General features: G+C 72.5%; 21 protein-coding genes. 11 read left to right on the top strand and 10 right to left on the bottom strand.

Annotated features, from left to right (window positions below; translation table 11 throughout):
- Positions 1-102: 102 nt before the first annotated feature.
- From CR162_RS13105 to CR162_RS13090, 4 genes are all read right to left on the bottom strand, one after another.
- The gene (locus CR162_RS13105) at positions 103-873 is read right to left on the bottom strand and encodes an FkbM family methyltransferase (RefSeq protein ID WP_099095978.1); all 771 of its coding nucleotides are present in this window, start codon (positions 871-873) and stop codon (positions 103-105) included.
- On the bottom strand, positions 870-1,742 hold the full coding sequence (locus CR162_RS13100) for a VOC family protein (RefSeq protein WP_099095977.1): 873 nt from the start codon (positions 1,740-1,742) through the stop codon (positions 870-872). The genes CR162_RS13105 and CR162_RS13100 overlap by 4 nt, the downstream gene beginning before the upstream one ends.
- The gene (locus CR162_RS13095; RefSeq protein WP_099095976.1) at positions 1,739-2,398 is read right to left on the bottom strand and encodes a glutathione S-transferase family protein; all 660 of its coding nucleotides are present in this window, start codon (positions 2,396-2,398) and stop codon (positions 1,739-1,741) included. The genes CR162_RS13100 and CR162_RS13095 overlap by 4 nt, the downstream gene beginning before the upstream one ends.
- Positions 2,399-2,496: 98 nt before the next feature.
- The gene (locus tag CR162_RS13090) at positions 2,497-3,543 is read right to left on the bottom strand and encodes an NAD(P)/FAD-dependent oxidoreductase (protein ID WP_099095975.1); all 1,047 of its coding nucleotides are present in this window, start codon (positions 3,541-3,543) and stop codon (positions 2,497-2,499) included.
- A 161-nt stretch (positions 3,544-3,704) separates the two neighbouring features.
- Between CR162_RS13090 and tsaE the strand changes: the two genes are divergently transcribed.
- From tsaE to CR162_RS13075, 3 genes are all read left to right on the top strand, one after another.
- Positions 3,705-4,181: a tRNA (adenosine(37)-N6)-threonylcarbamoyltransferase complex ATPase subunit type 1 TsaE gene (gene tsaE, locus CR162_RS13085; RefSeq protein ID WP_099095974.1), complete on the top strand. Its 477-nt coding sequence runs from the start codon at positions 3,705-3,707 to the stop codon at positions 4,179-4,181.
- 101 nt (positions 4,182-4,282) lie between these two features.
- The gene (locus CR162_RS13080) at positions 4,283-5,347 is read left to right on the top strand and encodes an aminoglycoside phosphotransferase family protein (protein WP_099095973.1); all 1,065 of its coding nucleotides are present in this window, start codon (positions 4,283-4,285) and stop codon (positions 5,345-5,347) included.
- Positions 5,344-6,069, top strand: coding sequence for a nucleotidyltransferase family protein (locus CR162_RS13075; protein WP_245870342.1), 726 nt, complete (start codon positions 5,344-5,346; stop codon positions 6,067-6,069). Before CR162_RS13080 ends, CR162_RS13075 begins: the two co-directional genes overlap by 4 nt.
- Before the next feature lie 22 nt (positions 6,070-6,091).
- Here the strand turns inward: CR162_RS13075 and mtgA are convergent, their stop codons facing one another.
- The 5 genes from mtgA to CR162_RS13050 all read right to left on the bottom strand — a co-directional run bounded on the left by mtgA (position 6,092) and on the right by CR162_RS13050 (position 9,861).
- Positions 6,092-6,766 carry a monofunctional biosynthetic peptidoglycan transglycosylase gene (gene mtgA / locus CR162_RS13070; RefSeq protein ID WP_099096054.1) on the bottom strand — a complete coding sequence of 225 codons (675 nt, stop codon included), beginning with the start codon at positions 6,764-6,766 and terminating at the stop codon, positions 6,092-6,094.
- Positions 6,767-6,771: 5 nt separating this feature from the next.
- Complete coding sequence (locus CR162_RS13065) at positions 6,772-7,386, bottom strand: thermonuclease family protein (RefSeq protein ID WP_176559836.1); 615 nt, start codon at positions 7,384-7,386, stop codon at positions 6,772-6,774.
- A 101-nt stretch (positions 7,387-7,487) separates the two neighbouring features.
- Positions 7,488-8,435: a YihY/virulence factor BrkB family protein gene (locus tag CR162_RS13060; protein WP_099095971.1), complete on the bottom strand. Its 948-nt coding sequence runs from the start codon at positions 8,433-8,435 to the stop codon at positions 7,488-7,490.
- Positions 8,436-8,554: 119 nt separating this feature from the next.
- Positions 8,555-9,496 carry an SAM-dependent methyltransferase gene (locus CR162_RS13055; protein WP_099095970.1) on the bottom strand — a complete coding sequence of 314 codons (942 nt, stop codon included), beginning with the start codon at positions 9,494-9,496 and terminating at the stop codon, positions 8,555-8,557.
- Positions 9,493-9,861 (bottom strand): DUF423 domain-containing protein, encoded by a 369-nt coding sequence (locus CR162_RS13050; protein WP_099095969.1) that lies wholly within the window; start codon positions 9,859-9,861, stop codon positions 9,493-9,495. Before CR162_RS13050 ends, CR162_RS13055 begins: the two co-directional genes overlap by 4 nt.
- A gap of 208 nt (positions 9,862-10,069) precedes the next feature.
- Here CR162_RS13050 and CR162_RS13045 point away from each other — a divergent pair, with 208 nt between their 5' ends.
- The 8 genes from CR162_RS13045 to CR162_RS22405 all read left to right on the top strand — a co-directional run bounded on the left by CR162_RS13045 (position 10,070) and on the right by CR162_RS22405 (position 18,280).
- Positions 10,070-11,677, top strand: a complete 1,608-nt coding sequence (locus tag CR162_RS13045) for an ABC transporter substrate-binding protein (protein WP_099095968.1) — start codon at positions 10,070-10,072, stop codon at positions 11,675-11,677.
- Positions 11,678-11,841: 164 nt separating this feature from the next.
- Positions 11,842-12,813: an ABC transporter permease gene (locus tag CR162_RS13040; protein ID WP_245870340.1), complete on the top strand. Its 972-nt coding sequence runs from the start codon at positions 11,842-11,844 to the stop codon at positions 12,811-12,813.
- Entirely contained in the window at positions 12,813-13,715 is a 903-nt protein-coding gene (gene nikC / locus CR162_RS13035) for a nickel transporter permease (RefSeq protein WP_099095967.1), read from the top strand. The genes CR162_RS13040 and nikC overlap by 1 nt, the downstream gene beginning before the upstream one ends.
- A 5-nt stretch (positions 13,716-13,720) precedes the next feature.
- Positions 13,721-14,569 carry an ABC transporter ATP-binding protein gene (locus CR162_RS13030; RefSeq protein WP_099096052.1) on the top strand — a complete coding sequence of 283 codons (849 nt, stop codon included), beginning with the start codon at positions 13,721-13,723 and terminating at the stop codon, positions 14,567-14,569.
- Positions 14,566-15,330, top strand: a complete 765-nt coding sequence (locus CR162_RS13025) for an ABC transporter ATP-binding protein (protein ID WP_456316215.1) — start codon at positions 14,566-14,568, stop codon at positions 15,328-15,330. Before CR162_RS13030 ends, CR162_RS13025 begins: the two co-directional genes overlap by 4 nt.
- A gap of 159 nt (positions 15,331-15,489) precedes the next feature.
- Positions 15,490-16,473, top strand: coding sequence for a Bug family tripartite tricarboxylate transporter substrate binding protein (locus tag CR162_RS13020; protein ID WP_099095966.1), 984 nt, complete (start codon positions 15,490-15,492; stop codon positions 16,471-16,473).
- Positions 16,474-16,811: 338 nt separating this feature from the next.
- A complete protein-coding gene (locus tag CR162_RS13015) occupies positions 16,812-17,963 on the top strand; it encodes an ELWxxDGT repeat protein (RefSeq protein WP_099095965.1) in 1,152 nt (383 codons plus the stop codon).
- A gap of 152 nt (positions 17,964-18,115) precedes the next feature.
- Positions 18,116-18,280 (top strand): hypothetical protein, encoded by a 165-nt coding sequence (locus tag CR162_RS22405; RefSeq protein ID WP_176559835.1) that lies wholly within the window; start codon positions 18,116-18,118, stop codon positions 18,278-18,280.
- A 568-nt stretch (positions 18,281-18,848) separates the two neighbouring features.
- Here CR162_RS22405 and CR162_RS13005 read toward each other — a convergent pair.
- Positions 18,849-19,107 (bottom strand): transposase (locus tag CR162_RS13005; protein ID WP_141563151.1); only part of this gene is annotated, 259 nt, incomplete at its 5' end.

The following is a 19,107-nucleotide window of genomic DNA, read 5'->3' as shown; positions in this document are numbered from 1 at the left end:
GGGTGCCTGGATGGTCGCCGGGGCCTCGTGAAGCTGGCGGAAGGCCGGGTCAAGGTCGGGGGAAGGAATTCCCCCGAACCCCCATCTTCTTTCTGTCAATTCTCAGGAGCGGAGGCGGCCGGGTTCCAGCGTGGCATAGACGTCGCCGGAATTGGCCGCATCGGGCAGCGCCTCCAGCCAGCGCGCCAGCGTGCCGGCATGCACCGGGCCGGGCAGCGCGAAGCGCGCCTCCTCGCCCAGGCAGGCGTTGAAATGGTAGCCGCCCAGCGCCTCCACCATCGCCAGCGCCTCCAGCGCCACGCGCCGCTGATGGGTGGTGAACTCGAAGGACAGGCCGCGCACCGGGGTGGAAAGCCCGGCCAGGGCGCTGGCCTCGAAGCCCTCCACGTCGATCTTGACGAAGTGCGGCACGCCATGGGCGCCGATCAGCGCGTCCAGCGTGGTGACGGGCAGGCTGATGGCGCCGTCCCAGACTTGGCCGCGCCAGGTCTCGGCCCCCGCCGCCGCGGCGATGAACGCCTCCGACGCGCTGGCCACGGTGGGGTTGGCGCTGTTCAGGCGCAGCCGCCCTGTGCCCGGCTGGCTGCCGACCAGGACCTCCTCCACCGCCACCCCCCGGTCCCGGCCGAACAGGCGGCGCAGCAGCCGGGCGAGCGCCGGCTGCGGCTCCACCGCCACGGCGCGGGCGCCGAGCCGGCGGAAGCTCGCCGTGCGGTCCCCCACATGGGCGCCGATGTCGAAGCCCAGCTCCCCGCGGCCCAGGAAGCGGCCGAGAAAGCCGTCCAGCACCGCCGCCCGGCCGGGAGCGTAATAGGTGCGCAGCGAGCGGCCGATGGCCTTCGCGCCCGGCGCCAGGGTGGGCCCGAGGCTCATCCGGCGAAGACCAGGGCGGTGCCGCCGGCAAGCTCGGGGGGCACCATCAGCCCGCCCGGAACGGGGCGCAGCGCGTCGCCCGCGATGCGGCGGATGGCGGCGTTGCCGTCGTCCGCGCGCAGCACGCAACCGGCCAGGAAAGGCAGCGCCGGCGCCTCCACCCCCGGCAGCACCCGCCCCAGCGCCCCGGGCGGCAGGATGCGCAGCCGGCCCTGCGGCAGGGGCAGGGCGTAGCCGCCGGCCGGGTCCGGCTCCAGCGCGTGGCCCGTCAGGCGCGACAGGGCGGCGGCGCTGTCCGCGGGCTCCGGCGCCACCAGGATGGCGGCCTCCAGCGCCACGGCGCGGTTGGGGTGCTCCAGCCAGCGCTCCTGCCAGAGCAGCTCCGGCGTCAGGTGCTGGATGAGCTGGAGCCGCCCTTCCGGCGCGTCCGGCAGCGGCAGGCGGGAGAAGCGGGCGCGCGGCCCGTCGGGGTCGTCCACCGGGCGCTCCAGATGCGACACGCCGGGGATGTCGAGGCCGGCCTGGCGCAGGCGCCGCAGCTCCGCCTCGGCATCCTCGATGCCGAAGGCGACGATGTGCATCCCCGCGTAGCGGGCGAGGAACGCGCCGATGCGGTTGTCGAAGCGCTCCGGCTCCAGGATTGCCAGCAGCTCCAGATAGCCCTGGCGCAGCATGGCGCAGCGGTTGCCCGTGGCCAGCGGCTCGACCGGCGCATCGGGGCGGCGGCGGCCGGATTGCCGTGCGAGGGGGGTGAGGTGGAAGCCCAGCGCCTCATAGGCGGCCCAGAGCCCCGGCCCGTCGCGCGTGCAGACGCCGATATGGTCGAGCGTCCTGGCGCCGGTGGCGCCGCCCGATGACCCGCCGCTCATGCGGAAGGGGCCTGCTCGTACTTGTCGAGCCGCCAGGCGGCGGGCTCGGCGGCGGCCTCGTCATACCAGCGGCGCATCAGCGGATGCGCGCGCACGGCCTGGACATAGGCGCGGCTGACCTCCGCCAGCGCCGGCTCCCAGGTCAGGAAGCGGCAGGCCACGGGGGCGAACATGGCGTCCGCCGCGCCGAACGCCTCGCCGAACAGGAAGGGGCCGCCGGATTTCTCCAGCGCCTCGCGCCAGATCGCCTCGATGCGGGCGATGTCGGCCAGCGCCTCGGGCGTGCGGCCCTGGCCGGGGAAGCGGTTGAGGATGCTCATCGGCATGGCCATGCGCAGTCCGCGGAAGCCGGCATGCATCTCGGCGGCGATGCTGCGGGCATGGGCGCGCGCCGCGCGGTCCGCCGGCCACAGGCCGGGCGCCAGCTCGGCGCAGTATTCGGCGATGGCGAGGCTTTCCCAGATGCGCGCCCCGCCATGCTCCAGATACGGCACCAGCCCGGCGGGGGTGGCCTGCTTCACCGCCTCGGTGGCGCCGCCGGCCAGCGGGATCACCACCTCCTCCACCGCCAGCCCGGCCAGCCGCACGGCCAGCCAGCCGCGCAGCGACCAGGAGGAATACATCTTGGTGCCGATGACGAGACGGCCTTCCGCCATGCGCTGCGCCCCTTGCTCGCGAGGAATGGGCGCGCAGCCTAGGCCGGGCGGCGGGCGAGGTGAAGCGGCCCCCCCGCCCCGCCGCCGCCCGCGCGGGATCACTCGGCCGGGACGCCCTTGGAGGTGCTGTACTCGAAATGCAGCGCCTCGCCGGGGAAGATGCGCGGATGGATGGCGTGCGCCGCCATCGCCGCCTCCGAGAAGCCCTGCAGGATCAGCTTCAGCTTGCCCGGATAGGTCGCGATGTCGCCGATGGCGTGGATGCCGGGGATGTTGGTCTCCAGCGTCGCCGGATTGACGGTGACGTGGCTGCGCTCCAGCCCCAGCCCCCACTGGGCGATCGGGCCGAGCTCCATGGACAGGCCGAAGAAGGCGAGCAGGTGGTCCGCCGCCACCGCGCGCTCCTCGCCCTTCAGCGTGGCCAGCACCACCTCGGACAGCGCGCCCCCCGCGCCGCGCAGGCCATGCAGCTGGTAGGGGATGGCCAGGTCGATCTCGCCGCGCGCGGCGGCCGCCTCCATCTGCGCCACGCTCTCGGGTGCCGCGCGGAACTTCGGGCGGCGGTGCACCACCGTCACGCGCTTGGCGATGCCCTTGAGGCTCAGCGCCCAGTCCACCGCCGAGTCGCCGCCGCCGGCGATCACCACGCGCTTGCCGCGCAGCTCCTCGCGCCGCGCCACCATGTAGCGCACGGCGCCGGTGGCCTCGTAGCTGTGCAGGTCGTTCAGCGGCGGGCGGTTGGGGCCGAAGGCGCCGGCGCCGGCGGCGATGATCACGGCCCGCGCCCGCACCGCCTCGCCCTTGCTGGTGCGCAGCTCGAAGCCGCCCTCATGCGGGGCGAGCGCCTCCACCCGGCGGCCGAGCAGGTAGATGGGCGCGAAGGGCGCCGCCTGCTCCTGCAGCTGCTCGATCAGCGCGCCGCCCGAGATGGCCGGGTGGGCGGGGATGTCGTAGATCGGCTTCTCGGGATAGAGCGCGGCGCACTGGCCGCCGATCGCCTCCAGCGTGTCGATCACCACGCATTTCATCCGCAGCATGCCGCATTCGAACACCGCGAACAGCCCGGTCGGGCCGGCGCCGATGATGGCGACATCGGTCTCCACCGCGACATGGGGGGCGGCATCCTGGTGCGTGGCGTCGGCCATGGGCGTGATCTCCGCAAACGGGGCGCGCAGGCATAGAGGCTTTGCGGCGCGCCGGCAAAGAGGGCGGCGGAATTTCCCCAGGGGCCCCGGCGCCGCCCGGCCGCGCGCGCCCACGGCCCCGGCCTTGTGCCGACCCCCGGGGGGATGGATATTCGCCGCCCATGCCGCCCGAGACCCTGACCCTCCGCCTGCCCGACCTCGCCGCCACCGAGGCGCTGGCCGCCCGCGCCGCCGCCCTGGCCCGGCCGGGCGACGCGCTGCTGCTGGAAGGCCCGCTCGGCGCCGGCAAGTCCGCCTTCTGCCGCGCCTTCCTGCGCGCCGCGGCGGCCGACCCGGCGCTGGAGGTGCCCTCCCCCTCCTTCACCCTGGTGCAGGGCTACGAGCTGCCCCAGGGGCCCGCGCACCACTACGACCTCTACCGCCTGTCCGGCCCCGAGGAGCTGGAGGAGCTGGGCTGGGAGGAGGCGCGCGAGGGCATCGTGCTGGTGGAATGGCCCGACCGGCTCGGCTGGCTGATGCCGGAGGCGGCGCTGCGCATCGTCCTCGCCCCGCTCGCCGGGGGCGAGGCGCGGGAAGCGCGGCTCAGCGGCTGGGGCGGGCGGCTCGCCGCGCTCGCCGCGCCTGCCGCGGACCTGTGAGCCCAGCCCGCCGCCGCGTTCCGCAACCGCGCCCGAACCGCCCCCTTGGCGCAATCGGCGCTTGGCAAGCGGCGCCGGCTGCGTCACCACCTGCCCGCAGCATGACCGCCCCCGCCCCGCCCTCCCCGATGGATTCCTTTCTCGCCGCCCAGGGCTACGGACGGGCCGAGCGCCTGCCGCTGCCGCAGGATGCCGGCCACCGCCGCTACACCCGCCTGCGCGGCGGGCCGCGCCCCGCCCTGCTGATGGACTGCGCCGAGGCGCCGCGCGTCGGCCTGACGCCGGAGGAGGACCTGCTGCCCTTCCTGCGGCTGGCGCGGCACATCCGGGGCATCGGCCTTTCCGCCCCCGCCATCCTGGCGGAGGACGCGGCGCAGGGCCTGCTGCTGGTCGAGGATCTCGGCGAGGACACCCATGCCGCGCTGCTCGACCGCGGCGCCGACCCCCAGGCGCTCTACGCCGAGGCGGCCGAGGCGCTGGCCGCGCTGCACGCCGCGCCCCCGCCGGCAGGCCTGCCGCTGTGGGAGGCGGAGCGCATGGCCGCCACCGCCGCCGCCACCTTCCTCGACTGGTGGTGGCCCGCCAGCTTCGGCGCGCCCCCGGGCGAGGCGGTGCGCGCCGGGTTCGCCGACGCGATGCGCGAGATGCTCGCCCCCTTCGCCGGCGCCGGCTGCCTGGTGCACCGCGACTACTTCCCCGCCAACCTGATGCGCCTGGAAGGCCGCGACGGGCCGCGCCGCACCGGCATCCTGGACTTCCAGGACGCGGCGCTCGGCCACCCGGCCTACGATCTCGTCAGCCTCGTCGAGGACGCCCGGCGCGACGTGGCGCCCGAGGTGCGGGAGGCGGCGCTGGCGCGCTACCTGGCGCTGCGCCCGGAGTTGGAGGCGGTGCGGTTCCACGCCGCGCTGGCCGCCATGGCGGCGCAGCGCCACCTGCGCGTCGCGGCGCTCTGGGTGCGGCTGGACCGGCGGGACGGCAAGCCGCGCTACCTGGCGCATGGCCCGCGCTGCTGGGCGCTGCTGGAGCGCGCCCTGCGCCACCCCGCCACCGCCCCCCTCGCCCATTTCCTCGACCGGCATGTGCCGCCGCCCCTGCGGCGCAACCCGGACGCCGCTCCTTCCGCCGCTCCCTTTGCCAGCCCCACCAAGGACCCCGCCGCGTGATCACCCTGAACTCCGCCATGGTGCTGGCGGCCGGCCTCGGCACCCGCATGCGGCCGCTCACCGAGGCGACGCCGAAGCCGCTGCTGAAGCTGTCGGGCCGCAGCCTGCTCGACCACGCGCTGGACCGCATCGACGCCGCCGGCATCGGCAAGGTGGTGGTCAACGCCCACTGGTTCCCCGGCCAGGTGGAGGCGGTCTGCGCCGCGCGGCCGCACCCGCCCCGCGTGCTGCGCGAGGAGCCGATCCAGGAAACCGGCGGCGGCATGCGCGACGCGCTGCCGCATCTGGGCGCCGACCCCTTCCTGGCGGTGAATGGCGACGCCTACTGGCTGGACGGCCCGACGCCCACCATCGAGCGCCTCGCCGCCACCTTCCGCCCCGACGAGATGGACGCGCTGCTGCTGATGGTGCGCGCCGCCACGGTGGAGGGCGAGGTGGGGCGCGGCGACTTCCTGCTCGACCCGCTCGGCCGCGTGCGGCTGCCCAAGGAGCGCGAGATCTCGCCCTATGTCTATGCCGGGCTGCAGATCGTCCATCCGCGGCTGCTGGAGGGCGCGCCGGAAGGGCCGTTCGGCACCATGCTGCTGTGGAAGCGCGCCATCGAATCGGGGCGGCTGTTCGGGCTGGTGCATGACGGGGCGTGGTTCCACCTGTCCCGCCCCGTCGACCTGCGCCGGGCGGAGAGCGCGCTGGCCACGGGGCTGGTGCGGGCGCTGTTCTGAGGGCACGCCTTGGAGGGCGCGGCTACTCCGCGCAGGCCAGCAGCGGTCCGAGCTGGCCCACCCGCCGCCGCACCGTCGCGGCGCGCTCGCGCAGATAGGAGGTGGGCGCGGCGGCGGACCATTGCAGCGGCGCCGGCAGCACCACGGCGAGCTGCGCCGCCTGCTGCGCCGTCAGCGCGGCGGCGGAGCGGTTGAAGTGGGCCCGCGCGGCGGCCTCGGCGCCATACACGCCGGGGCCGAACTCGACGATGTTGAGATACACCTCCAGCACCCGCCGCTTCGGCCAGAGCAGCGCGATCTGCGGCGTCAGCCACACCTCCAGCGCCTTGCGCAGCGGGTCCCGCCCCGGCCAGAGGAACAGGTTCTTCGCCACCTGCATGGTGATGGTGCTGGCCCCGCGCGGCCGGTCCCCCTCCAGCGCCGCCTCCACCTGTCCGCGCAGCGCCCGGAAGTCGAAGCCGAGCGCCTGCTCGCAGAACAGGTTGTCCTCGGCGGCGATGACCGCGCGCGGCAGGGCGCGGTCGATGCGGTCATAGGCCACCCAGTCCTTGGAGAGGCCATGGCCCTGCACGGCGCGGATCAGCATCAGCGGCGTGGCCGGCGGCGGCACGAAGCGGAACAGCAGGATCAGCGCCGGCGGCGCCAGCAGCAGCGCCAGCGCCGCGCGGCGCAGCCAGCGGCCCCACCCCTTCCGCATGCCGCTCAGCGCCCGCAGGCGCCGGCGCGGTCGCGGTGCGACCACGGATAGGTGAAGCGCCCCGCCCAGGCACCGGCCTTCTCGGCCTTGGCCTCCGCCTCCAGCGCGGCGTAGCGCCCCTTGGAATAGCGCGGGCAGTCGAAGGCCAGGCCCGAGCGCACCATGGCGGCGTTCAGGTCGATCTCCCGCCCGCCCTGCCGCACCGAGCAGACGGCCACGCTGCGGCCATGCGTTTCCGTGCCGTCCGGCACGCAGGTGACGGCCTGGCCGCCGATCAGCTCCACCAGCCGCTCGCGCGCCTCGCGCCCGCAGGCATAGCGCCCGCCGGGGCGGTTGCACTGCTGGTCGCCCTCCAGCGCATCGATCCCCTGCATGCGCACGCGGATGCCCTCCACATCCAGCGTGTCGCCGTCGATGACCCGCGGCTGGCCGGAGAAGGCCTCGCCGGCGGGGGCCTGCCGGCGGCGCGGCGCCTCGTCCTCTTGCAGGGTGGCGACGACGCGCCACACGGCGCGGCCGAGGCGCATCCAGTCCGCCTCGGAGATCTGCGTGGCGCCGAGCAGGCCGGCGATGGCGGCGGCAAGCGCCACCCAGGGCGTGGAGGAACGGCGGCGGCTCATCGGCCGGCATCCGGCGGAAGCGTGGTCATGGCGCATGCCCTATCGGGCCGGCCGCCGGATGAAAAGAGATTCATGCGGCCCCGGCTCGAGGAGCGGGGGCCTCATGCGGGCGGGGCATCGCGCGGCGGGGGCAGGCCGATGAGCGGGCGCTCCGGGATGTCCGCGGCGGCCGCCGCCTCTTCCGGCGCGGCGGCCGCGCGGCCGCGCGCGTGCCAGGCCTCGGCGTCGCGGCAGATGGCGTAGGCCTTGGTGAACTCCGCGCCCAGCAGGAAGATCTGCGCCGAATAGTAGATCCACAGCAGCACGATCACCGCCGAGCCGGCGGCGCCATAGGTGGAGCCGATGGCGCTGCTGCCGAGATAGAGCCCGATCAGCGTCTTGCCCACGTTGAACAGCAGGGTGGTGACCACGGCGCCCACCAGCACGTCGCGCCATTCCAGGCGGCGGTCGGGCAGGAACTTGTAGATGGCGGCGAACAGCGCGCAGATCAGCGCGAAGGAGATGACGGTGTTGGCCAGCCGCACCAGCAGCGCCACCGCCGGCAGGTGCTGGTCCAGCAGGTCGCCCAGCGCCGCCAGCGCCGCGCTCACCACCAGCGAGACCAGCAGCAGGAAGCCCAGCGTCGCCACCAGCCCGAGGCTCGCCGCCCGCGCGCGCAGCAGGCGGGAAACGGTGTCGCCCTTCAGCTCGGCGCGCCAGATCATGTTGAGGCTGGCCTGGATCTCGCCGAACACGCCGCTGGCGGTGATCAGCAGGGTCAGCACGCCGAACACGCTGGCCAGCATCCCCGAGGTGGGATTGGAGGCGCTGAGGATGATGCTCTGCACCATCTCCGCCCCCGCCGGGCCCATCAGCCCGCGCAGCTGGCCGACGATGGCGCCGCGCGCCGCCTCCTCGCCGAAGGCGAGGCCGGCGATGGCGATGGCGATCAGCAGCACCGGCGCCAGAGAGGTGACGGTGTAGAAGGAGATGGCCGCGCCGCGGCTCAGCGCCTCATCCTCGATGAAGTCCAGCACGCTCTGCCGCACCAGCCACCAGGCCTTGCGCATGCTTCCTCCTCCGCCGCCCTCCTTGCCGGCGCGGCCGGAGAACAGAACGGCCCGCGCCGAGGACCGGTTGCCTCGCGCCACCGCCCCTCCCCGGCGGGGGAGGGCGAGGCTGGGGGCGGCTAGGCGGCGCGCGCCTCCTGCCCCAGCAGGCAGAACATCAGCTCGTGCTTGTTGTGCGCGCCATGGAACAGCAGCGCGCCGGGGATGGCGGCGAAGGCGGCCGCCGTGTCGTGGTCCGTCCCGCCCTGGAACTTGAGGGTGCAGACGAAGTTCCGCGCCGCGCCCGCCGCCATCCAGCGCCGCACCAGCACCAGCAGGCGGGAGGGGTAGCAGATGATGTCGCTGAACAGCCAGTCCACCGGCGGCAGCTTCTCCGGCTCCAGCCCGAAGGCGCTCTCGGTGCGGATGGCGACATTGGGCAGGGCCGCCACGGCCGGGTCCATCGCCGCCTTGTCCACCGCCGTCACCTGGCCGCCGAGCCGCGCCAGCGCCCAGGTCCAGCCGCCCGGCGCGGCGCCGAGGTCGAGGCTGGTCTCGCCCGGGTCCGGCCAGCGGCCGATGCGGGTCAGCGCCTCCCACAGCTTGAGGTAGGCGCGCGAGGGCGGCCCCTCGCGGTCCTCCTCGAAGCGCACGGCGCCGCCGACGAAGGGGCTGGTCTTGGTGGGGCTGACCAGCATCAGCTCGGGCGAGAGCAGCGTCCAGCCGCCGAGATGGCCGGTGGGCGCGGGTTCGGGGAAGCGCAGCGCGCGCGCCTTCACCGGCGGCAGCGCCGCCTCGATCAGCGCCGCGCGGCGGTGGTGCAGCACCGGCACCTGCGACCAGTTGCGCTGGATGGCGCGCAGCGCCGAGGCGCCGGCCTTGATCGAGGGTACCGCGACCTCGCGCGGGTCGGTCCAGACGTCGAGCGCCCAGGCGGCGGGCACGGGCGGGGCGGCGCAGAGCGCCAGCGGCCCGTGCCAGCGGCCGATGGAGACGCCGGCGCGCCGCAGCTCCTCCTCCAGCTCCGGCTCGAAGCCCGGGGCGGCGAGATAGGCGCTGGCCACGCGCATCCCCCCGCTCATGGCACGGGCTTCCGCAGGGCGGCGGCCGCCAGCAGCAGCCAGCCCAGCATCAGCAGCGTGCCGCCCTGCGGCGCGATGCCGAGCGACCAGCCGCGCAGCACCAGCCACCACACGGCGCCGCAGAAGCCGAGGCTGCCCAGCACGAAGCAGCCGCCGGCCAGGTGCGGCAGGCGGGCGCCGGGGCGGCGCTCGGCCAGCAGGCCCACGGCCAGCAGCGCCAGGGCGTGCCAGCCCTGCATGGTGAGCGCGCTCTGCACGCGGCGGTGATCCGCCTCGTCCAGCACCAGGCCATGCGCGGCCCAGGCGGACAGGGCCACGGCCACGAGGCCGGACAGGGCGCCAAGGACAAGCCAGAGGCGTGGCATGGGCAACAATCCTTCGGGAAGGCCGGCGGACGAAGCTCCGCGGGCGCCTTCTTCATCGCTGTCGGTTCAGGGGGCGGTATAGGCAGCGGCGGCAGGCAGGGCCAGACCGCGCGGCGCGATGCGCCGGCACGGCGCCCTCACGCATGCTGTGGATGGCGCCGCCCCCCTCCGCCGCGCTAGAAGGCGCGCATCGCAGGAGGTTTCCACCATGCTGTCCCGCCGTTCCTTGCTGCTCGCCTCCGGCGCCGCCGCCATGGCGCCCGCCGGTGCGCATCTCGCCATCTCCCCGGCCGCCGCGCAGACGCCGCCGGGCGTGCTCGTCTTTGCCAAGCAGATCGACGACATCATCTCGCTCGATCCGCACGAGGCCTTCGAATACACCGCCTCCGAGCTGGCCGGGAACGTCTACCAGAAGCTGGTGACGACGCCGAACAGCAACCCCGCCAGCATCCAGGGCGAGCTGGCCGAGAAGTGGGACGTCTCGCCGGACAACCGGACCTTCACCTTCACCCTGAAGGACGGCCCGAAATTCGCCTCCGGCAAGCCGGTGACGGCGGAGGACGTGGCCTTCTCGCTGACCCGCGCGGTGGCGATGAACAAGGCGCCCGCCTTCATCATCAACCAGTTCGGCTTCAACAAGGACAACGTCGCCCAGCGCATCCGCGCCACCGGCCCGCGCACCGTGGTGCTGGAAACGGCCGAGCCGACGGCGCCCTCCTTCCTGCTCTACTGCCTCTCGGCCGCGGTCGGCTCGGTGGTGGAGAAGGCCGCCGTCATGGCGCGCGCGCAGAACGACGACTGGGGCAATGGCTGGCTGAAGCAGAACAGCGCCGGCTCCGGCAGCTACGCCGTGCGCCAGTGGCGCGCCAGCGAGAGCGTGGTGCTGGAGGCCAACCCGCACAGCAACGCGGCGCCGCAGGTCAAGCGCATCATCATGCGCCACGTGTCCGACCCCTCCGCCCAGCTCCTCGGCCTGACCAAGGGCGACTACGACATCGCCCGCAACCTCGGCGCCGACCAGATCAGGCAGCTTGAGGGCGATGCGCGCTTCACCGTGCAGTCCGCCCGCAAGGCGAGCCTGATGTATCTCAGCCTGAACCAGAAGAACCCGCATTTGGCCAAGCCCGAGGTGCGGCAGGCCATCAAGCTGGCGCTGGACTACGAGGGCATCCAGAAGGCCATCGTGCCCACCACCTTCGCGGTGCACCAGGCCTTCCTGCCCGCCGGCCTGCCCGGCGCGCTGACCGAGCAGCCCTTCAAGCGCAACATCGCCGAGGCCAAGGCGCTGCTGGCCAGGGCCGGGCTCGCGGAAGGCTTCGAGCTGGGCTTCGACTATTCCTCCCCCGCCCCCTTCTCCGACATCGCGCAGGCGATCCAGGCGAACCTCGCCGAGATCGGCATCCGGCTGCGCATGCTGCCGGGCGAGCAGCGCGCCGTCATCACCAAGACCCGCGCCCGCGCGCACGACATCGCCATGGTCCGCTGGGGCTCGGACTACTTCGACCCGCACAGCAACGCCGAGGCCTTCAGCATCAACACCGACAATGGCGACGACGCGCGCAACCGGACGCTTGCCTGGCGCGCGAGCTGGCTGATCCCCGAGCTGTCCGCCCGCACGGTGGCGGCGCTGAAGGAGCAGGATTCCGAGAAGCGCACCGCGCTCTACGAGGCGCTGCAGCGCGACCACCAGCAGCAGTCGCCCTTCGTCGTCATGCTGCAGGAGATCGAGATCGCCGTCTCCCGCGCCGGCGTGAAGGGCTTCGACATGGGCCCGATGAACGACCGGCACTCCTACACCAACATCACCAAGGCATGACGGAACACGACACTTCCCGGGCGGCGTCCGCGCCGCCCGGCGCATCGCCCGTGGTGCCTTCCGGCGCCACGGCAACCACGCTCCCCCCCGCGCGCCCTCCGGCCCGGGCCCGCGCTTCCGCCGCGCGGCTCCGCCTGCGGGCCCTGGCATCCACCGCGGCCAGCGTGCCCATCACCCTGTTCGGCCTCGCGCTCGTCACCTTCCTGATCGGCCGCGTCGTGCCGATCGACCCGGTGCTCGCCATCGTGGGCGACCGCGCGCCGCAGGACGTGGTGGAACAGACCCGGCTGGAGCTGGGGCTGGACCAGCCGCTCCACATCCAGTTCTGGAAGTATCTCGGGCAGATCGCCAGCGGCGACCTCGGCCGCTCGGTGATGACCTCCAACCCGGTCACCCAGGACATCGCCCGCTTCTTTCCCGCCACGCTGGAGTTGGCCACGGTGGCCATCATCGTCGCCGTGCTGGTCGGCGTGCCGCTCGGCGTCTGGGCCGCGACGCGGCAGGGGACGTGGATCGACCAGGGCGTGCGGCTGTTCTGCCTCGCGGGCCATTCGCTCCCCGTGTTCGTGCTGGGGCTGATCTCGCTGCTGCTGTTCTACGCCACGCTGGAGATCGCGCCCGGCCCGGGCCGCCAGGGCATCTACTTCGAGGGCATGATCGACGAGCGCACCGGCATCCTGACGCTCGACACCCTGCTCGCCGGCGACATCCCCGCCTTCCGCGACGCGCTGTGGCACCTGGCGCAGCCGGCCGGGGTGCTGGCCTTCTTCTCGCTCGCCTACATCGCGCGCATGACGCGCGCCTTCATGCTGGCCGAGCTGAAGAGCGAATACGTCACCACCGCGCGCGCCAAGGGCCTGTCCCGCGCGCGCATCGTCTGGGGCCATGCCTTCCGCAACATCGCCGTGCCGCTCGTCACCGTGCTGGCCATGACCTATGCCGGGCTGCTGGAGGGCGCGGTGCTGACCGAGACCATCTTCGCCTGGCCCGGCCTCGGGCAATACCTCACCGTGTCGCTGCTGAACGCCGATATGAACGCGGTGCTGGGCGCCACGCTGGTGGTGGGGCTGGTCTATGTCGCGCTGAACCTGCTGGCCGACCTGCTCTACCGCCTGCTCGACCCGAGGGTGCGCTGATGAGCGGCACGACGACACGCGACTGGCTGCTCTCCGACACCCCCTACTCCCGCGCCCAGGCGCGCTGGGGCCGGCGCTACCAGCTCTGGCTCGCCTTCCGCCGCAACGGGCTGGCCGTCGCCGGCCTCGCCGTGGTGCTGGCCATGCTGGCACTGGCACTGGCCGCGCCGCTGCTGGCCACCCACGACCCCGGCGCGCAGAGCCTGGCAAACCGCCTGGCACCGCCTTCCGCCGAGCACTGGCTCGGCACGGACGAGCTGGGGCGCGACACCTTCTCCCGCCTCCTTTATGGCGGGCGCGTCACGCTGGGCATGGTGGTGGCCGTCGTCATCCTGGTGGCGCCGCTCGGCCTCGTCGTCGGCTGCGTCGCGGGCTACGCGGGCGGGCTGCTCGACAAGGTGCTGATGCGGGTGACGGACGTGTTCCTGGCCTTCCCGCGGCTGATCCTGGCGCTCGCCTTCGTCGCCGCCATGCGGCCCGGGGTGGAGAGCGCCGTGATCGCCATCGCGCTCACCGCCTGGCCGCCCTATGCGCGGCTGGCGCGGGCCGAGACGCTCACCATCCGCAACACCGACTACATCGCCGCCGTGCGCATGACCGGCGCCTCGCCCTGGCGCGTCATCTGGAAGCACGTGGCGCCGATGTGCCTGCCTTCGCTCACGGTGCGCGTCACGCTCGACATGTCCTCGATCATCCTCACCGCGGCGGGCCTCGGCTTCCTCGGCCTCGGCGCGCAGCCGCCGATCCCGGAATGGGGCACGATGATCGCCACCGCCCGGCGCTTCATCCTGGAGCAGTGGTGGGTGCCGGTGATCCCGGGGCTGGCCATCTTCACCGCCTCCCTCGCCTTCAACCTGCTGGGCGACGGGCTGCGGGACGTGCTGGACCCGAAGCAGCGGTGAGCGGCATGAGCAACGGCAACCTCGTCGAGATCCGCGACCTGCGCGTGGATTTCCCCAACCCCTCGGGCTTCACGCCCGCGGTGCGCGGCGTGTCCTTCAGCCTCGGGCGCGAGAAGCTCGGCATCGTGGGCGAGAGCGGCTCGGGCAAGTCGGTCACGGGACGGGCGCTGATGCGGCTGCTGCCGGAGGCCGCGCGCGTCCGGGCCGGCGCGCTGCGCTTCGACGGCATCGACATCCAGGCCGCCAGCGAGCGGCAGATGCGCTCCCTGCGCGGCGGCCGCATCGGGCTGATCATGCAGGACCCGAAATATTCCCTCAATCCGGTGATGACGGTCGGCGCGCAGATCGCCGAGGCCTGGCGCGCCCACAACAAGGGTGGAAAACGGGAAGCCCGCGATGCGGCGCTGGCGCTGCTGGAACAGGTCAGGATCCGCGATCCGGCCCGCGTGCTGGACAGCTACCCGCACGAGGTCTCGGGCGGCATGGGCCAGCGCGTCATGATCGCCATGATGCTGGCGCCCAACCCGGACCTGCTGATCGCCGACGAGCCGACCAGCGCGCTCGACGCCTCCGTGCAGGCCGAGATCCTGAAGCTGATCGAGGACCTCGTCTCGGCGCGCGGCATGGGTCTGATGCTGATCAGCCACGACCTGCCGCTGGTCGGCCGCTTCTGCGACCGGGTGGTGGTGATGTATGCCGGCCAGGTGATGGAGGAGCTGCCGGCGCGCGACCTGCACCGCGCGCAGCACGCCTACACGCGTGGCCTGCTGGACTGCATGCCGAGCCTCGGCCAGAAGCGCGCGCGCCTGCCCACGCTGAGCCGCGACCCCGCCTGGCTGGAGCCCCGCGCATGAGCGCCGCCTTTCCGGCCGGGAACCCGATGATCGAGGCCGCCCACCTCAACGTGCATTTCGGCAGCAACCACGTGGTGCGCGACATCGCCTTCCGCGTGGCGGCGGGCGAGACCTACGGGCTGGTGGGCGAGAGCGGCTCCGGCAAGTCCACCGTGCTGCGCACCATCGCCGGGCTGATCCCGGGCTGGGACGGCACGCTGCGCGTGGCCGGCGAGCAGCTCGGCCACCGGCGGGACCGCGCCTTCTTCCGCCGCGTGCAGATGGTGTTCCAGGACCCCTATGGCTCGCTGCACCCGCGCCAGACGGTGGACCGCATCCTGGCCGAGCCGCTGGAGGTGCATGGCATCCCTGAAGCCGAGGCGCGCATCGCCCGCGCGCTGGAGGAGGTGGCGCTGCCCCGCGCGGCGCGCTTCCGCTACCCGCACCAGCTTTCGGGCGGGCAGCGCCAGCGCGTCGCCATCGCCCGCGCGCTGATCGCCGATCCGTCCGTGCTGCTGCTGGACGAGCCCACCAGCGCGCTCGACGTCTCGGTGCAGGCGGAGGTGCTGAACCTGCTGGCCGAGCTGCGGCAGGCGCGGCAGCTCACCTGCATCCTCGTCTCGCACAACCTCGCCGTCATCGGCCATCTCTGCGGGCGGCTCGCCGTGATGCAGGGCGGGCGCATCGTCGAGGAGCTGACGGAGGCGCAGCTCCGGGCAGGCCAGGCCAGCCACCCGCACACGCGCGACCTCATCGCGCTGTCGCACGCGCTGGAAGGCTGAGCCGCCGGGAGGGGCGCCACCCCTCCCGCGACCCCTTCCGCCCAAAAGCACGAATGGCTTCCCACCCCCAGATTCGGGGTAGCGGCTCCTCCCTTCCGCCGCCAGACTGCGAACTGTCGACGATTTGGCACAAAAGAAGCCGGACTGGGGAAACGATCCATGACGCTGCACCGCCGCGCCCTGCTGGGCGCCGCCACCGCCCTCGCCCCCTCTGCCCTGATCAGGGCCGCCCGCGCCCAGGACAGCTATCCGAGCCGCGCCATGACCATGCTGGTGGGCTTCGCGCCCGGCGGTGGCACGGACATCATCGCGCGCCTGCTCGCGCCCTCCCTGCACGCGGAGCTGGGCCAGCCCGTCACCATCGAGAACCGCCCCGGCGCCAGCGGCACCGTGGCCGCCGCCGCCACCGCCCGCGCCCGTCCCGATGGCTACACGCTGCTGATGGGCACCGTCTCCACCCAGTCCGTCGTCGGGCCGCTCATGCGCACGCCGCCCTATGACCAGGACAAGGACTTCACCCCCATCACCCTGGCGGGCACCGTGCCGCTGGTGGTGGTCGTGCCGGCCAACGCCCCCTACAAGGACATCGAGGGGCTGATCGCCTTCGCCCGCGCCAATCCGGGCAGGCTGAACTACGCCTCCTCCGGTGTCGCCACCCAGCAGCACCTGGCGGCCGAGATGCTGTGCCAGGCCGCCGGCATCCAGATGACGCATGTGCCCTACCGCGGCACCGGGCAGGTGGTGAACGACCTCATCGCCGGCACGCTCGACCTCGCCATCGACACCATGCCGACCCACCTGCCGCACATCCGCAGCGGCACGACCCGGGCGCTGGCCACCACCCTGCCGCAGCGCGTGGCGGCGCTGCCGGAGGTGCCCACCGTGGCCGAGAGCGGCTTCCCCGGCTACGAGATCAATGTCTGGTACATGCTGCTGGGCCCGGCGGGGCTGCCCGAGCCGGTGGTGCGGCGCTGGTCGGCGGCGATGAACAAGGCGCTTTCCGACCCCGAGATCCGCCGCAAGCTGGAGGAGGCGGGCTTCATCCCCGGCGGCGGCTCGGCCGAGGACGCGGCCCGGCTCGTGCGGCGCGAGGCGGAGCGCTACGGGGCGCTGGTGCGCCAGGCCAATATCCGCATCGAGTGAGGGAGGGGGAGAAGCCCTGGCGGCGCTTCCCGCACCTGCCGGCCACCGCCGCCCGTGGCGGCGGATGGCCTGGCCAGGAGGCGGCCGCGGGTTGAATTCAGCGTGAAAGCGACCGCCCCCTGGGGTGACGTGGGCGACTGGAAGCTTCCTGGCGAACGCGCCGCGGCCGCCTGCCTTCGGCCAAGCAACTGTTTTCCGCAGCCTGACCCCATGGTGCCAGCCATGGCGAAGGCTTCTGCCGCCAGGTTGACGTCTCATTAATAATCATGAGGATCGCTTCCTAAGCCGCCTCGCACTTCCTCATCCTCCGCAGCGTCGGCTCCAGGGAAGGCTGGACAATGCAGGCTACCTCTTCGCGCGGCACCTATGTCTTCGCCGCCACCGATGGCGGGAACGGCAACGAGCTGTGGATCGCCGGGGCGGGGCTGAGCGCTCCCCGTCTCCTGAAGGACATCAGGCCCGGTTTGGACGGCGCCGCCCCCGGCGATTTCACGCCGCTCGCTGATGGCCGCCTGCTCTTCGCGGCGGATGACGGCCTCCATGGCCGGGAGCTCTGGGTGACGGACGGCACGGAGGCGGGGACGCGCCTGTTCCGCGACGTCATGCCCGGAGCGGCGGGCTCCGCGCTGGACATCGTGGGCGCGGCCGGCAGCGGGACGCTCCTCGCGGTGGATGCCGCCGGCGGCGGCCGTGAGCTCTGGATCACCGACGGAACGCCGGAAGGCACCAGGATGCTGGCGGGCCCCGCCTTCGGGGCGGCCGGCACCACGCTGCTGGACTTCAACAGGATGGCCGACGGGCAGTGGCTGTTCGTCGCGAAGGAACCGGACAACAGCCAGGATGTCTGGGTGACGGACGGCACGGCCGGGGGAACCCGCATCCTCGCCGACAGCCCGGTCAGGAACGGCACGCCCAAGCGGGACATCATGCTCTCGCCGGATGGGCAGGACGCCTACATCACCGATGGCTCCCTGATCTGGCGGACGGACGGCACGGCTGAGGGGACCACCTATCTCGGCGGCGGCGAGGCCCCGCTGAACGGCGGGAAATGGTTGGACACGGACTGGTTCGAGGGCTCCAAATACGTCAACTTCATCCTCCGCGACGGCACGCCGGAGGGGGACACGCGGCTCTTCAAGCCGTTCGGGAATTGGAGCGTCACATCCTTCGGGGATGAGCGGTCCCTCATCTACTCCGCGGGAGGCCTGACGGTCACGGACAGCACCGCCGAGGGAACCCGGCACTACTTCGGGGGCGTCAGCTACTATCCCTCCCTGCAGCTCACCGACTTCATGTCGCTGGGCGACGGCCGCATCCTCTTCACCGAGATGCTGGGCGGCCTCGGCAGCTGGGATTCCGCCGAGGTGTGGGTCACGGACGGCACGGCCGGTGGCACCTACCAGATCGGGGCACGGTCGGCCGACCTGCCGAAAAGCCTGCCCGACAGCTCCGGAACAAAGTGGCCAGCCACGGCCAGGGCGCTGAGGTAGTCACGGTAAGCCCGGAGTATGCCCTCCTGGCCGTCCAATTGGCGGCTGCCTTGAATGCATTTCTGGTCGCGAAGCATGCCAAGAAGGTCGACAAACCGGTCCAGGATGAGGAAGACCTTGATATTCCGTTCTGAAGGATTGGTGGGAACCGGATGTACCACATCACCTCGAACAACATCCGCCTAAGCCTCTGGCTTCCCATCTCGCCGAGAGCCATCTGCGAGCGTATCGGGAACGTCAACGGTCGCCGAGTAACCTTTGCCGAGATTTTTAACCTGCGCCGCAACGGTAAGGCTTCTGGCGTCCAGGTTCGCTGACTTGGCAAGGTCGGCGGACCTACAAATATAGGATGCCCATGAGGACCTATGTTCCCGTGCGCTTCAGGTGAGGAAGGCGTCCGGTAAGCCATGGAAATTGAGAAGCCTTCAAGGCAGCGACCGACAGGCTACAATGTCTACGTCGTAGATGGCCTCCAGCCAGTTCAACACTTGGTTCGCAGATGATGAGCTAGGGCTGCGATAGCTCTCAATGGAAGCCCGCTGAAAGGCCTCGGTGGACATCATGTTCAAGCACTTGTTCATGAACCGGTCCTGGTGACCATTCCAGGCGTAGACAAATAGGAAGGCCACACCGAGCAGCGTGACTAGGAGCTTCCAAGACATGGAGGCCTCGCGATTACGAACTAATACTACAGTTGCTTTTTCTTGTATGATTTGAGATGAGCAGCACGTGCGGCGGCCTGATGCCGTCGTCGCCAGAGGGACCACTCCAGCAGCAGTTCGCGCACAGGGGCGACGGCGAGCACGAGGCGGGCAAGCAGGTGCCTGATCTCCGGAGCGGAGAGCGGCGGCAGGTGTTCCGGCGGTCTACGCCCTGGTCCTGGCTTCATGCGGCCACGGCCACGGCGCCTGGACTCGTTTCGTTCGGTTTGCCGGCCGCGCCGCGGACCAGTTCAGCCCGGAGCCGCGCGAGGAAGGCCAGCGCTGCCATGCACAGCGTCATGTGGCGGTGCCAGCCATCCCAGGAGCGTGCCTCACAGTGGTCGAGACCGAGTTCCTCCTTGGCGGTGCCGAAGCAGGTCTCGATGGTCCAGCGCAGCCCGGCCACGCCGGCCAGTTCGGCGAGCGTGGTCTCCATCGGTGCG

Origin of the sequence: Teichococcus rhizosphaerae, from assembly GCF_002631185.1 — a bacterium.
Lineage (GTDB): Bacteria > Pseudomonadota > Alphaproteobacteria > Acetobacterales > Acetobacteraceae > Pseudoroseomonas > Pseudoroseomonas rhizosphaerae.
Note: the sequence above shows the minus strand (reverse complement) of the source record. Positions and strands in the feature narration are given on the sequence as shown.